This window comes from Deinococcus pimensis DSM 21231 (genome assembly GCF_000519345.1).
In the GTDB taxonomy this organism is placed as follows: Bacteria; Deinococcota; Deinococci; order Deinococcales; family Deinococcaceae; genus Deinococcus_A; species Deinococcus_A pimensis.
Genome location: NZ_KI912618.1, coordinates 15,114 through 27,962, shown reverse-complemented (window position 1 = coordinate 27,962; position 12,849 = coordinate 15,114). Strand labels below are relative to the sequence as shown.

The 12,849-nt window shown below is 70.7% G+C and carries 10 protein-coding genes; 5 read left to right on the top strand and 5 right to left on the bottom strand.

Annotation, left to right across the window (positions count from 1 at the left end; all coding sequences use genetic code 11):
* Positions 1–142 precede the first annotated feature (142 nt).
* Positions 143–1,417, bottom strand: coding sequence for a transcription termination factor Rho (rho, locus tag DEIPI_RS0101580; RefSeq protein WP_425387823.1), 1,275 nt, complete (start codon positions 1,415–1,417; stop codon positions 143–145).
* An 11-nt stretch (positions 1,418–1,428) separates the two neighbouring features.
* Positions 1,429–2,130, bottom strand: coding sequence for a fructose-6-phosphate aldolase (fsa, locus tag DEIPI_RS0101575; protein ID WP_027480632.1), 702 nt, complete (start codon positions 2,128–2,130; stop codon positions 1,429–1,431).
* Positions 2,131–2,616: 486 nt separating this feature from the next.
* Here fsa and ileS point away from each other — a divergent pair, with 486 nt between their 5' ends.
* The 3 genes from ileS to DEIPI_RS0101560 all read left to right on the top strand — a co-directional run bounded on the left by ileS (position 2,617) and on the right by DEIPI_RS0101560 (position 8,331).
* A complete protein-coding gene (gene ileS, locus DEIPI_RS0101570) occupies positions 2,617–5,940 on the top strand; it encodes an isoleucine--tRNA ligase (protein WP_027480631.1) in 3,324 nt (1,107 codons plus the stop codon).
* Between the two features lie 225 nt (positions 5,941–6,165).
* Positions 6,166–7,512 (top strand): MFS transporter, encoded by a 1,347-nt coding sequence (locus DEIPI_RS27625; protein WP_052351568.1) that lies wholly within the window; start codon positions 6,166–6,168, stop codon positions 7,510–7,512.
* A 36-nt stretch (positions 7,513–7,548) separates the two neighbouring features.
* Complete coding sequence (locus DEIPI_RS0101560; protein ID WP_027480630.1) at positions 7,549–8,331, top strand: methyltransferase domain-containing protein; 783 nt, start codon at positions 7,549–7,551, stop codon at positions 8,329–8,331.
* A 112-nt stretch (positions 8,332–8,443) separates the two neighbouring features.
* Here DEIPI_RS0101560 and DEIPI_RS0101555 read toward each other — a convergent pair whose 3' ends face one another.
* Positions 8,444–10,291 carry an arginine--tRNA ligase gene (locus tag DEIPI_RS0101555; RefSeq protein WP_027480629.1) on the bottom strand — a complete coding sequence of 616 codons (1,848 nt, stop codon included), beginning with the start codon at positions 10,289–10,291 and terminating at the stop codon, positions 8,444–8,446.
* 158 nt (positions 10,292–10,449) lie between these two features.
* Here DEIPI_RS0101555 and DEIPI_RS0101550 point away from each other — a divergent pair, with 158 nt between their 5' ends.
* A complete protein-coding gene (locus DEIPI_RS0101550; protein ID WP_027480628.1) occupies positions 10,450–11,016 on the top strand; it encodes a hypothetical protein in 567 nt (188 codons plus the stop codon).
* A 79-nt stretch (positions 11,017–11,095) separates the two neighbouring features.
* The gene (locus tag DEIPI_RS0101545; RefSeq protein WP_027480627.1) at positions 11,096–11,479 is read left to right on the top strand and encodes an NADH-quinone oxidoreductase subunit 15; all 384 of its coding nucleotides are present in this window, start codon (positions 11,096–11,098) and stop codon (positions 11,477–11,479) included.
* 55 nt (positions 11,480–11,534) lie between these two features.
* Here DEIPI_RS0101545 and DEIPI_RS0101540 read toward each other — a convergent pair whose 3' ends face one another.
* Both DEIPI_RS0101540 and DEIPI_RS27620 read right to left on the bottom strand, forming a co-directional pair.
* The gene (locus tag DEIPI_RS0101540) at positions 11,535–11,987 is read right to left on the bottom strand and encodes a divergent PAP2 family protein (RefSeq protein WP_027480626.1); all 453 of its coding nucleotides are present in this window, start codon (positions 11,985–11,987) and stop codon (positions 11,535–11,537) included.
* 33 nt (positions 11,988–12,020) lie between these two features.
* Positions 12,021–12,848: a bifunctional 5,10-methylenetetrahydrofolate dehydrogenase/5,10-methenyltetrahydrofolate cyclohydrolase gene (locus tag DEIPI_RS27620; RefSeq protein ID WP_245588489.1), complete on the bottom strand. Its 828-nt coding sequence runs from the start codon at positions 12,846–12,848 to the stop codon at positions 12,021–12,023.
* Position 12,849 lies beyond the last annotated feature (1 nt).

Below are 12,849 nucleotides of genomic sequence, written 5' to 3'. Positions count from 1 at the left end.
GCGTGCCACACGCCAGCAGCAGGCTCAGGACACGCCGGGAGGAGCGGGATGAGAACACCCGGTCATCATAAATAAAAGTTCATGAGAGTCAAACGAGAGCGGGGGCGGCGGCCCTCACGAGCCGCCGCCCCCACGCCGGAGCTCAGCGCGCCGCGAGCGTCGCGAGGAACTCCGCGTTGTTCGCGGTCTTCCCCATCCGGCCCAGCAGCATGTCCATCGCCTCGGCGGGATCCATGTCGCTGATGACCTTGCGCAGCAGCCACATCTTGTGCAGCACCTCCGGACGCAGCAGCAGCTCCTCGCGGCGCGTGCCGGACTTCAGGATGTCCATCGCCGGGAAGATGCGGCGCTCCTCCAGGCGGCGCGACAGCACCAGCTCCATGTTGCCCGTGCCCTTGAACTCCTCGAAGATCACGTCGTCCATGCGCGAGCCCGTCTCCACGAGCGCCGTCGCGAGGATCGTCAGGCTGCCCCCACCGCGGATGTTGCGCGCCGCGCCCAGAAAGCGCTTCGGCCAGTGCAGCGCGTTGCTGTCGAGGCCCCCCGAGAGCGTCCGGCCCGTCGGGGGCGTCACGAGATTGTTCGCGCGCGCCAGGCGCGTGATGGAGTCCAGCAGGATCACCACGTGCCCGCCCTCCTCCACGATGCGCCGCGCCCGCTCGTGCACGAACTCCGCGACCCGCACGTGATTCTGCGGCGGCTCGTCGAAGGTGGACGCGATCACCTGCGCGCCCTGCACGCTCTCACGGAAGTCCGTCACCTCCTCGGGACGCTCGTCGACGAGCAGCACCATCACCGTGACGTCCGGGTAGTTCTTCACGATGCTGTTCGCGATCTTCTTCAGCAGCGTCGTCTTGCCCGCCTTGGGCGGCGCGACGATCAGCCCGCGCTGCCCCCGCCCGATCGGGCAGAGCAGATCCACGACGCGCAGGGCGTTGCCCTCGTCCATCGTGGGGTCCTCCAGGACCAGCTGCTGATCCGGGAAGGTGGGGGTGAGGTCGTCGAAGCGCGGACGCGCCGCCGCCGCCTGCGGATCGAGACCGTTCACGGCCTCCACCCGCATCAGCGTGCCGTACCGCTCGTTCTCACGCGGGGGCCGAGCCCGCCCGATCACGCTGTCCCCGGTGCGCAGCTGGTACTGCTTGATCAGCCCCGCCGACACCAGCACGCTGCGCGAGTCCGCGTCCAGCAGGTTCTCCTGCAGGAAGCCGTACCCGTCCGGACTGATCTCCAGATAACCGCGCGCGAGCTGCTGTCCCGCGCCCGCCGCCTGCTTCTCCAGGATCGCGAGGGCCAGCGCGTCCTTCTTCAGCTTGCGGTAGTTGTCGATGCCCAGCCCCGCCGCGATGAGGTGCAGTTCCGGCAGGATCTTGCTCTGCAGGTCCTGGAACTTCAGTCCGGTCTCGTCCGGCCGCATGGTCGGCTCCATCATGGACGGGGCGTTCCCTCCGTCACGGGTTCGGGCGACTTCCCGCCGCCCTCCGCGATCTCACGGCCACGCGCCCAGTCCTTCATGAAGCCCTCCAGCCCGGCGTCCGTGAGGGGGTGCTTCACCATCTGCTTGAAGACCTTGTAGGGGATCGTGGCGACGTCCGCGCCCGCCAGGGCCGCCTGCACCACGTGCTGGTTGTGCCGGATGGACGCCGCGAGGACCTCCGTCGTGATGCCCGCCTGATCGTACGCCTCGCGGATCTGCCGGACCAGCTCGATGCCGTCCCCGGCGATGTCGTCCACGCGGCCCGCGAAGGGCGAGATGTACGTCGCGCCCGCACGGGCCGCGAGGAGCGCCTGCGGCACGCTGAAGCACAAGGTCACGTTCGTGCGGATGCCCGCCTCCGTCAACGCGTGGCAGGCCGTCAGGCCCGCCGGGGTCAGCGGGAGCTTCACCACGACGTGCGGGCTCAGGGCGGCGAGCTCGCGGCCCTGCTCGACCATCTCGTCCGCGTCGAGGCTCGTCACCTCGGCCGACACCGGGCCCTGCACGAGATCCGCGATCTCACGGACGACCTCGTGGAAGTTGCGGCCCGACGCGACGATCAGCGTCGGGTTGGTGGTCACGCCCGCCAGGACGCCCCACGCGTTGATCTCACGGATTTCCTCGATGATGGCGGTATCGATAAAGAACTTCATGTCGTCCTCCCCGCGCCGCGACGGCGGCGGCGCTCCTGCCCCTCATTCTAGGCGCTCCACACGAACAGCACCCCGCCTTGCGGCGAAGGCCCCGTAGGTGAAAGAGCGCGTTGACGACAGGGATGCGGAATCGTAGCATGTCCGGTACGTCCACCTCCGTGACGAACACCCAATCGGAGGAGGACCACAACCCGCAGGCGAACGAGAGGACGAGTACGCGCGGGGCCGCCAGCAGCGAACCGGGGACGGTGGAAGCCCGGTGGACCGGCCCGCGAAGAAGATCACCTCCCGCGCCGTCCGAAGAACCGCCCCACGGGCGCAGTAGACCGGACCGGACGCCCCCCGACAGCGGGCACACGAGGCCCTACGCGCCCCCCAGGGGGCCAGGGTGAAGTTGGGTGGTACCGCGCGACTCCACGGGGACGCGCCCCAGCACGAGCCGGGGCGCGCCTTTTTCTGCTCCCCGACCCGACCGAAAGGAGCGACATGCGAGACGACCAGGCCACCGCCACCGCCCCCCTCTTCCGCGAGGTCCCCACCCAGCCCGACTACCGCGCGCTCGAAGCGGAGATCCTCGACTTCTGGAAGCGCGAACGGGTCTTCGAACGCACCCAGGAGCGCGACGGCCCCGAGTTCGTCTTCTACGAGGGCCCCCCCACCGCTAACGGGCAGCCCGCCCTGCACCACGTCCTCGCGCGGTCGTTCAAGGACCTCTTCCCGCGCTACAAGACCATGCGCGGCTACCACGTCACCCGCAAGGGCGGCTGGGACACCCACGGCCTCCCCGTCGAGATCAGCGTCGAGAAGAAGCTCGGCCTGCTCGGCCGCAACCACGGCGCCAGCCGCGAGGAACTCGAGGAATTCAACCGCCTGTGCCGCGAGAGCGTCTGGACGACCATCCAGGACTGGAACTACTTCACCGAGCGCCTCGGGTACTGGGTGGACCTCGGCGATCCCTACGTCACGTACACCAACGACTACATCGAGAGCGTCTGGAACCTCCTGCGCCGCCTCTGGGACCGCGGGCTCGTGGAGCGCGACTACAAGGTCGTGCCGCTCAGCCCGCGCATCAGCACCACCCTCAGCAAGGCCGAGCTCGGCGAGGAGGACAGCTACCAGTGGGTGGACGACCCCAGCGTCTACGTCCGCTTCCCCGTCAAGCCGGAAACCACGCCGGACGCCGTGCGCGCCGCCCTGACCGGGCAGGGCGTGGACCTCGCGTCCCTCGACGGCCTCGCGCTCGTCGTGTGGACCACCACCCCCTGGACCCTGCCGTCCAACACCATGGCCGCCGTCAACCCGGAGCTCACGTACGTCGTCGCGCGCTCTCCCATGGGGCCCGTCATCGTCGCCGAGGACGCCGTGGAACGCCTCAGCGCGCTGCGGCCCAAGGAAGCCCCCCTGGAGGTCCTCGCGCGCCTGCGCGGCCGCGACCTGGAATTCTGGGGCTACCAGCAGCCCTACCCGGACGTCGTGAAGGACCTCGGCGTGGAAGGCCGCTCAACGGCTCATTCCGACGGCGAAGACGCCGGAAGTGCGCCCCGCATGCACTTCGTCGCCCTCGCCGACTTCGTCACCGCGGACGACGGCTCCGGCGTCGCGCACGAGGCGCCCGTCTACGGCGCCGAGGACCTCGAACTGTCCCGCAGGTACGGCACGCCCCTCGTGTTCGGCACCGACGACCACGGCCGCATGACCGTCACGCACGAGAAGGGCCAGTTCTTCAAGGACGCCGACAAGGGCCTCATCCGCGACATGAAGGACCGCGGCCTCATGTACCACGCCGGCACGATCCACCACCGCTACCCCTTCCACGACCGCACCGGCGACCCCATCCTGTACTTCGCCAAGCCCTCCTGGTACGTCCGCACCGCCCGCATGTCGGGGCGGCTCGTCGAGGAGAACGAGAAGATCAACTGGGTGCCCGCCAACATCAAGCACGGCCGCTTCGGCAAGTGGCTCGAAGGCAACGTCGACTGGGCCATCTCCCGCGAACGCTACTGGGGCACGCCCCTCCCGTTCTGGATGGCCGAGGACGGCAGCGACGTCGTCTGCGTCGGCAGCGTCCGCGAACTCTCCGAACTCGCCGGGCGTGACCTCGAGGGCCTCGACCTGCACCGCCCCTACGTCGACGACGTCACCTTCGAGCGCGGCGGCAAGGTCTACCGCCGCGTCCCCGAGGTCCTCGACGTGTGGTTCGACTCCGGCAGCATGCCCTACGCCCAGTGGCACCTCATGCAGGACCCCGACGGCGAGGTCGTCAGCGGTGGCGAGCAGTTCCAGAAGCACTTCCCCGCCGACTTCATCTGCGAGGCCATCGACCAGACGCGCGGCTGGTTCTACAGCCTGCACGCCATCAGCACCCTCCTGATGGACCAGCCCGCCTACCGCAACGTCATCTGTCTCGGCCACATCGTCGACGAGCACGGCAAGAAGATGTCCAAGAGCAAGGGCAACGTCGTCCAGCCCCTCCCGATGTTCGACCGCTACGGCGCCGACAGCGTGCGCTGGTACATGTTCACCGCCTCCGAGCCCGGCGACCAGAAACGCTTCAGCGAACGCCTCGTCGGCGAGGCGCAGCGCGGCTTCGTCAACACCTTCTACAACGTCTACGGCTTCTTCAACCTCTACGCCAACATCGACCGCCCCGACCTCACGAACGCCCCCGCCGTGAGCGAACGCCCCGAGATCGACCGCTGGCTCCTCTCCCGTCTCGAGGAGACCAAACGCGACGTCACCGACGGCCTGGAACGCTACGACGCCCGCCGCGCCGCCCGCGCCCTGGAGCGCTTCACGGACGACCTCAGCAACTGGTACGTGCGCCGCAACCGCCGCCGCTTCTGGCGCGGCGGCGCCTCGGGGGCCGAGAGCGCGGGCCGCGCCGACAGCGCCGCCGCCTACGCCACCCTCCACGAAGCCCTCGTCACCGTCGCGAAGCTCGCCGCGCCCTTCACGCCCTTCCTCGCCGACGTCGTCTACCGCGACCTCGCCCGCGTCACCGACCCGCAGGCGCCAGAATCCGTGCACCTGTGCGCCTGGCCCGAATTCGACCCCGCCCGCCACGACGAACGCCTCGTCCGCGAGATGGACGCCGTGCTGCGCGTCGTCGACCTCGGACGCGCCGTGCGCGGTCAGCACAACCTCCGCGCCCGCCAGCCCCTCCCGAAGGTCCTCGTCCGCGCCCGCACGGCGGACGACACCGCCGCCCTCGGCCGCCTGCGCGACCAGATCGCCGAGGAACTCAACGTCAAGGACGTCGAACTCCTCGACCCCTACGCCAGCGTCGTCAGCTACACCCTGCGGCCCAACCTCCCCGTCGTCGGCCGCACCTACGGCAAGCAGGTGCCCCTCCTGAAACAGGCCCTCGCCGAGGCCGACACCGCCGCCGTCGCCCGCGCCGTCCGGGACGGCCAGAACTTCACCGTCAGCGCCGAGGGGCACGACTTCCACCTCACCCCCGAGAGCGTCCTCGTCGACGCCAGGAGCCCCCAGGGCCTCGCCGCCGCCGAGGAGGGCGGCGACCTCGTCGCCTTCGACACCACCCTCACCCGCGACCTCGTCCTCGAAGGCCTCGCCCGCGACCTCGTGCGCGCCGTCCAGGACACCCGCAAGAAGGCCGGCTTCGACGTCAGCGACCGCGTCAGGCTCGCCCTCGACCTCCACGGCGACACGCTCGAGGCGGCCCGCGCCTGGCAGGACCTCATCACCTCCGAGACGCTCGCGCACGACCTCAGCTACGGTCCCGCCGACGGCTACGAGGCCGAGAGCGACGTCGAGGGCGGACGCGTCTACCTCCACCGCGTCGGCTGAACGGGCCCGAACGAGAAGCGCGCCGCCTCCGGGTGGCGCGCTCTTCGTTCGTGGACTGGCCGTGTCCGGCCGGTTCATGGCGTGTCGTCAAAGGCATTTTAGTGTATAAAAGACTTGCTTATGACGACGAGCGACCCAGGTCCTCTTGTCCGATCTCATCCCAGCTCTCCATCTCTCGTGAGTTTTTCATAAAGGTCTCCTTAATTGGCCTTAAGCTCAGGCGTCGTGAAGCACCCCGAGCCCCACCCGAACGTCGACACCACCGAACACCTCGTCCGCCGCACCATGCGCCTCTCCGTCCTCGAGGGCGTCCCCGCGATGGGCTTCATCGTCTGGACGGGCGGCAGCGTCCTCACCGGCTACGCCCTGTACCTGCACGCCACGCCCGCCCAGCTCGGCCTGCTCGGCGGGATGCCGCTCGTCGCGCAGGCCCTCACGCCCCTGATCGCCTACCTCGCCGGGCGCGCCGGACGCCGCAAGCCCCTCGCGCTCCTCACCGCCGGGGTCGGACGCGGCCTGTGGATCCTCGCGCCGCTCATCCTGCTCCTCCCCGAACACCTGCGCCTGTGGGCGCTCCTCGCGCTCATCGGGCTCTCCAACGTCTTCATCGCCGCCAACGGCACCCTCTGGTTCTCCTGGATGGGCGACGTCGTCCCCGAGAAGCAGCGCGGACGCTACTTCGGCTTCCGCGGCGGCCTCCACGGCATGATCGGCATGCTCTGCGCCCTGCTCGGCGGCCTCGCGCTCGACCACCTGCCCAGTCCCCTCAAGTTCCAGGTGATGCTCACCGCCGCCGTCGTCTGCGGCCTCCTCGCGGTGGTCCTGCTGAGCCTCCACTGGGAACCCCCGCACGCCACCGAACGGCTCGGGCTGCGCGAGACCCTCACCGCGCCCCTGCACGACCGCAACTTCCGCCGCTTCATCGTCCTGCAGGCCTACTGGGCGCTCGCGTGGAACCTCGCCGCGCCCTTCATGCTCCCCTACTTCTACGGCGAACTGCACCTGCACTTCACCCAGGGCGCGATCTACAGCGCGCTCGTCGCGACGCTCGGGATGGTCCTGATGCCGCAGTGGGGCCGCGTCGCCGACCGCGTCGGGCACAAACCCGTCTTCACCATCGCCGCCGTCGGCGCGGGCAGCGCGCTCCCGCTCGTGTGGACGCTCGCCGCGCCCGGACAGCCCTGGATCGTGTGGGTGTCCGCGCTGTTCGACGCGACCGCCGCCGGGGCGGGCGGCGCCGCGCTCGCCAACCTCGCCCTCGCGAACGCGCCCAGAGAGCGCCGCAGCGCCTACATGGCCGTCATGGGCGTCGCGACGGGCGTCGTGGGCTTCCTCGCCGCGACGATCGGCGGGCAGATCATCGCCCACGTCGGCACGCAGGGCGTGAACCTCGGTCCCGTCCACCTCACGGGCTACCACCTCGTGTTCCTCGTCGCGGCCCTCCTGCGCACGCAGGTGTGGCGGTTCGTCCGGACCTTCGAGGAGCTCGGCGCGTGGCGCGCGCGGGACGTGCTGCGCCCCCGCGCGCTCGGCGGCCGCCTGAGCCGCGACGTGTCGTCCCCCACGAAGTGACACGGAACGCCGCGCGGCGTCCCGTACCCTCGGAACATGCCCTGGAACCCGGACACCTACGCCCGCTTCCGCGAGGAACGCGCCGCGCCCTTCCATGACCTCCTCGCTCACGTCCGTGACCTCACGCCCCGGCGCGTGATCGACCTCGGCTGCGGCAGCGGCGAGCTCACCGCGCACCTCGCCCGCGTCTTCGAGCACGCCGAGGTCACCGGGCTCGACAGCAGTCCCGAGATGCTCGCCCGCGCCCGGGAGCACGCCGGGGAACGCCTCACCTTCCGCGAGGACCGGATCGAGGACGTGGACGGCGAGTACGACCTCGTCCTGAGCAACGCCGCCCTGCAGTGGGTGCCGAACCACCACGCCCTCCTCCCCCGCCTCTGGACGCGGGTCGCACCCGGCGGCGCGCTCGCCGTGCAGGTGCCCAGCAACTTCGACCACCCCACCCACCGCCTCCTCGCCGAGACGGCGAGTGAGGCGCCCTTCGCGGACGTCCTCGGCGGCTGGACGCGAAGCGGCACTGCTCCCGTGGGACGCCAGTCGCCCGTGCTCGGCATCGACGAGTACGCCGAGCTCCTCTTCGGCCTCGGCGCGGCGGACATCACCGCCTACGAGAAGGTCTATCCCGCCGTGATGGCCGACGCCGACGGCCTGCTCGCCTGGGTGAGCGGCACCGCCCTCGTGCCGTACCTGGAGCGCCTCGGCGAGCACGCGGACGCCTTCCGCGAGGCGTACCGGGAGAAGCTCTGGCGCAGATGGCCCGGGAGGCCGGTGTTCTACGCGTTCAAGCGGACGCTGTTCGTGGGGCGGAAGGTGGGGTGAGGGCACCGGGGAGTGGTCGGGTGCTGCCGCCCCTCACTCCCTACCACTGTTGTATAAAATTATCCTCGATGACGGAGAGGGGGCGCGTGGACCGCGCCCCCTCTCCCCCGCCTCACATCTCGGCGGGCACCTCGATGCCGAGCCACGACAGCACGTCCACGAGCGCCACGCGCAGGCGCTCCACGAGCGCGAGGCGCGCCTCGCGCAGGCCCGCCGGGGACTTCATCACGTTCGTGTCCCTCTCTCCCGCCTCGTCCTTGTGGTTGTACCAGGCGTTGAACGCACCCGACAGGTCCAGCGCGTACTGCGCCACCACGTGCGGCGAATGCACCCGCACCGCCGTGTCCAGCACCTCCGGAGCGCGCGCCACGAGCTTGGCGAGCTCCAGCTCCAGCGGCGTCACCTGCGACCAGTCCGCGTTCACGGGATCGAAGCCCGCCTCCCGCGCTTTCGCGACGATCTTCGCGGCGCGCACCGCCGCGTACTGCACCACGGGCGCCGTGTCGCCCTGCAGCGCGAGCGCCTGATCCCAGCGGAAGTCGATCTGCCGCTGCGGCTCGCTGCGCAGCATCGCGAAGCGCAGCGCCCCGATGCCGACGATCCGCGCGACCTCCTCCGGGTCCGTGAGCTCGCGGTCGCCGAGGACCGCGCGGGCGCGGGCGCGCGCCTCTTCGAGGACGTCGTCGACGCTCAGCACGATGCCCTTGCGGCCCGACATCGTCTGGCCTTCGAGCAGCACCGTCCCGTAGGACAGGTGGAAGCTGCGCTCGTACTGCTCCTGCGCCTCCGCGACCGCCAGCGACGCCTTCACGACCGTCTGCGGGTGCGTCTGACGGTCGTCGATGACGTTGATGACCTCCGTGCCGTGCGCGAAGCGGCGGTCCGGCTCGCCCTGCGGGTGCGACGTGAACAGCGCCTTGCCGCTGGGCTGCACCTCGAACTCGCGGTAGCCGAGCCCCTCGAACAGGCCGAACTTCCAGAACTGCTGCCCGATGTCCTTCGCGGTGTACGTGGCGGTGCCGTCGCTGCGCAGCAGCACGAGGATCGGGTCCTCCAGCCCGGGGATGAACTCGCTGATGTCCATCACGAAGGCGCCCGCGTACTTGCCCTCGGTGGGATGCGAGGTGTAGGGGCTGGCCTCCAGGATGTCCATCGCGCGGCGCAGGAAGCCGCTGCCGACGATGTCGGACTCCCAGGTGAGCAGGTCGTACTCCGCGCCGAGCGCGTAGCTCGTTTCCAGCTGCGCGCGCACCATCCGCTCGATCTCCTCGCGGAGCTCACCGGCCTCCAGACGGTGCATCACCTCGCGGATGCCGGGCTCCAGCTCGGCCTTGGCGGGGTCCTGATTGAGGCGCACGTAGAGCTCGCCGAGCCAGTGGTCGAGGCGGGTGTTGCGGCCCGCCTCCGCGCGCTCCTTCTGCCAGGCCTCGAAGGCGGCCCGCCAGTCGCCGGGGTGGTAGTGGTCGCGGGCGAAGAGCGACTCGGCGGCCTGACGGCCCGTGTCGTCGATGTAGTTCTGCACCTCCACGCGGTAGCCCGCCGCGCGGAACACACGCGCCATGCTGTCGCCGAGGACGACGTTGCGCAGGTGCCCGACGTGCAGCTCCTTGTTCGGGTTGACGCTGGTGTGCTCCACGATGACCTTGCCGGGCCGCTCCGGGAGCGCGCCCGGCGTGGTGACGACGGCGCGCACGAAGGACGGCGCGTCGAGGAAGAAGTTGAGGTACGGCCCCACGGCCTCCGCGCGGGCGACGCCCTCGGGCAGGCGGACGCTCTCGGCGAGGGACCTCGCGATGGCGGCTGGGTTCTGCCGCAGCTGCTTGGCGAGCACGAAGGGCGCGGGCGTGCCGTAGTCGCCGGGCTTGTCCTGCGGGGTTTCCTGGATGGCCGCGTCGAGGTCCGCGCCGAGCGAGCGGGCGGCGTCCTCCACGGCGAGTTTGAGCTGGGCCTTGACGTCCATATGGCGGGTCATTGTACCGCGCGGACACGCCGGACGTGACGGGCGGGAGAGCGGCCCGTGAGAGCGGCGTTCATCGTCCGCTGCCGCGTCCCTCACGCGGCCGGGAGCGCGCGGGGCGCGTCACAATCGTGTCAGGATGTTGCTTCAGAATAAGAAGCGTGAAGAAGTTCGCGACGCCCGCCGCCCTCGCGGTCCTGCTGAGCGCCTGCTCGCAGGGCGCCCCGGACGCCGGGCTCGTCTCCCCGCCCACCGTCACCACCAACCAGGTCTACACCACGCGAGGCGCCGCCCCGCAGTACCTGATGTGCGACCGGGTGGACGGAAAACCCGCCTCCAACTTCGTGACCGCCACCTTCGGGTTCAACGGCACCATCGACCACGTGGACGTGGAACTGCGCGGCACCCGCAGCGGCACCGAGGGCCCGGTGTACCGTGAGCACGTGGACGCCTCCGACCTCATCGTCGGCAAGGGCCAGTACGCCCTGACCTTCTCCGCCGACGCGTCCGCGAAGCCCGCCGGGGCCAGCAAGGGCAGCGGCCTGCGCGCGGAATCCATCACCGTCCGCGAGTCCCTGCCGGGCGCGCGGCGCGTCACGCCCGAGGGGGACGCGGTGGGCGCCTTCCGGCTGTACCTGCGCCCCACCTCCACCACGGGCAGCGGCCCGACGGAGTTCGTCCCGCACGAGCAGCAGGTCAAGGTCTACGCGAACTGCACGACGAACTGAGCCCCCCGCTCCCGGCGCCGCGCGGCGCCGGGAGTTCTTCGTGCGCCCCCGCGCTCGTGATTTGTTACACTACCCTCACATGAGCCAAGACGACGCCGCGCTGTACAGGCACTGGACGGCGCTTCTCGGGTGGATGCAGGACATCGCCCGGGAGCGCGGCCTCAGCTACGAGAAGGTCTCCGACTTCCCGGACTACATCTACCGGATGGAGCGGCCCTTCGACCTGCCCACCACCGTCGCGAGCGCGGCGCTCGCCCAGGGTGGGCAGCCCCTGCTCATCGCGGCGGTGTCGCCCCGGCACGTCGCGATGAAGAGCGTGCAGCTGCGCCTCATGGGCGGCAGCAAGCACTGGCACCTGCACGGCGGCGACGCGGGCCTGCTGGAAGGAAAGCGGCCCTTCACGAAGGAGCGCCTCGACGCGATCGTGGACGGCGCGCTCCGGGGCCTCGCGCCCACCATCTGACGAGCAGAACAAGGGGAAGGGGCCGCGCCGGGCGCGGCCCCTTCCCCTTGAAGCGCTAGGGGATCCAGACGAAGGCCGCGAGGGCCGCGAGCACCCCGAGGATCGCGCCCACGGCGACCTCCAGGTACGTGTGCCCCAGCAGCACCCTCAGGGGCACGGGCGCGAAGCCCTCGCGGACGACCTCGCGCAGCTCCGCGACGAGCTCGTTGAGGAGGCGCGCCTGCAGGCCGCTCGCGTGACGCACGCCCGTCGCGTCGTACATCACGATGAGGGAGAACACCACCGCCACCGCGAACAGCGGGCTGCCGAGCCCCTGCGTGAGGCCGACGCCCGTGCTGAGCGCCGCGACCATCGCGGTGTGGCTCGACGGCATGCCGCCCGTCTCGACGAACTTGTCGGGCTCCCAGCGGCGGGTGAGCGCGAGGATCAGGAGGACCTTGAGCACCTGGGCGCCCAGGCTGGCGAGCACGGCGGTCCAAAGCCAGCGGTTTTCGAAGAGTTCAGCCATGCGGGAGTCCCAGTGTAGCGTGAGACCCGCGCGTCACGCGCCCGCGCGGCGGGCCTGCTGACGCTCGGCGGCCGTGACGGTGTTCGCGAGGAGCTGCGCGACCGTGAGCGGTCCCACGCCGCCCGGCACGGGCGTGAGGGCCGACGCGACCTCGCGGACGTCCGCCCGCACGTCCCCCACGAGACGGGCCTTGCCCTCCGGCGTGGTGCCGACGCGGTTGACGCCCACGTCCACGACGACGGCGCCCTCGCGCACCATGTCGGGCGTGACGATCTCCGGGCGGCCCACCGCGACGAACAGCAGGTCCGCCGTGCGGGTCACCGCGCCGAGGTCGGGCGTGCGGGAGTGCGCGATCGTGACGGTCGCGTCGGCGGCGAGGAGCAGGGCCGCGAGAGGCTTGCCGACGATGTTCGAGCGGCCCACCACGACCGCGCGGCGTCCCGCGACGGGAATGTCGTAGAACGCGAGCATGCGCATGATGCCCTGCGGGGTGCAGGGCGGCAGCGCCTCCGCGCCCGTCCAGAGGCGGCCCACGCCCGTCGGGTGGAAGCCGTCCACGTCCTTGTCGGGCGAGATCGCCTCGATGACGCGGTTCGGGTCGACGTGCGCGGGAAGCGGGAGCTGCACGAGGATGCCGCTGGCGTCCTCGTCGGCGTTGAGGCGCTCCACGAGGTCGAGCAGTTCGGCCTCGGTGGTCTCCTCGGGAAGGGCGTGCACGGTGGAGTTCATGCCGATCTCGCGCGCCTTCCTGTCCTTGAGGCGGACGTAGCTCACCGAGCCGGGATCCTCGCCGAGGCGCACGACGTGCAGGTGCGGCGTGCGCGCGAGGCCATCCATGCGCGCGCGCGCGTCCGCGAGGATC

Bases quoted from the DNA above. Each gene is read 5' to 3' on its own strand.
- rho (WP_425387823.1), bottom strand. From the start codon at position 1,417: ATGCGGCCGGACGAGACCGGACTGAAGTTCCAGGACCTGCAGAGCAAG.
- DEIPI_RS0101545 (WP_027480627.1), top strand. From the start codon at position 11,096: ATGAGCCAAGACGACGCCGCGCTGTACAGGCACTGGACGGCGCTTCTC.
- DEIPI_RS0101560 (WP_027480630.1), top strand. From the start codon at position 7,549: ATGCCCTGGAACCCGGACACCTACGCCCGCTTCCGCGAGGAACGCGCC.
- DEIPI_RS0101540 (WP_027480626.1), bottom strand. From the start codon at position 11,987: ATGGCTGAACTCTTCGAAAACCGCTGGCTTTGGACCGCCGTGCTCGCC.
- ileS (WP_027480631.1), top strand. From the start codon at position 2,617: ATGCGAGACGACCAGGCCACCGCCACCGCCCCCCTCTTCCGCGAGGTC.
- fsa (WP_027480632.1), bottom strand. From the start codon at position 2,130: ATGAAGTTCTTTATCGATACCGCCATCATCGAGGAAATCCGTGAGATC.
- DEIPI_RS0101555 (WP_027480629.1), bottom strand. From the start codon at position 10,291: ATGGACGTCAAGGCCCAGCTCAAACTCGCCGTGGAGGACGCCGCCCGC.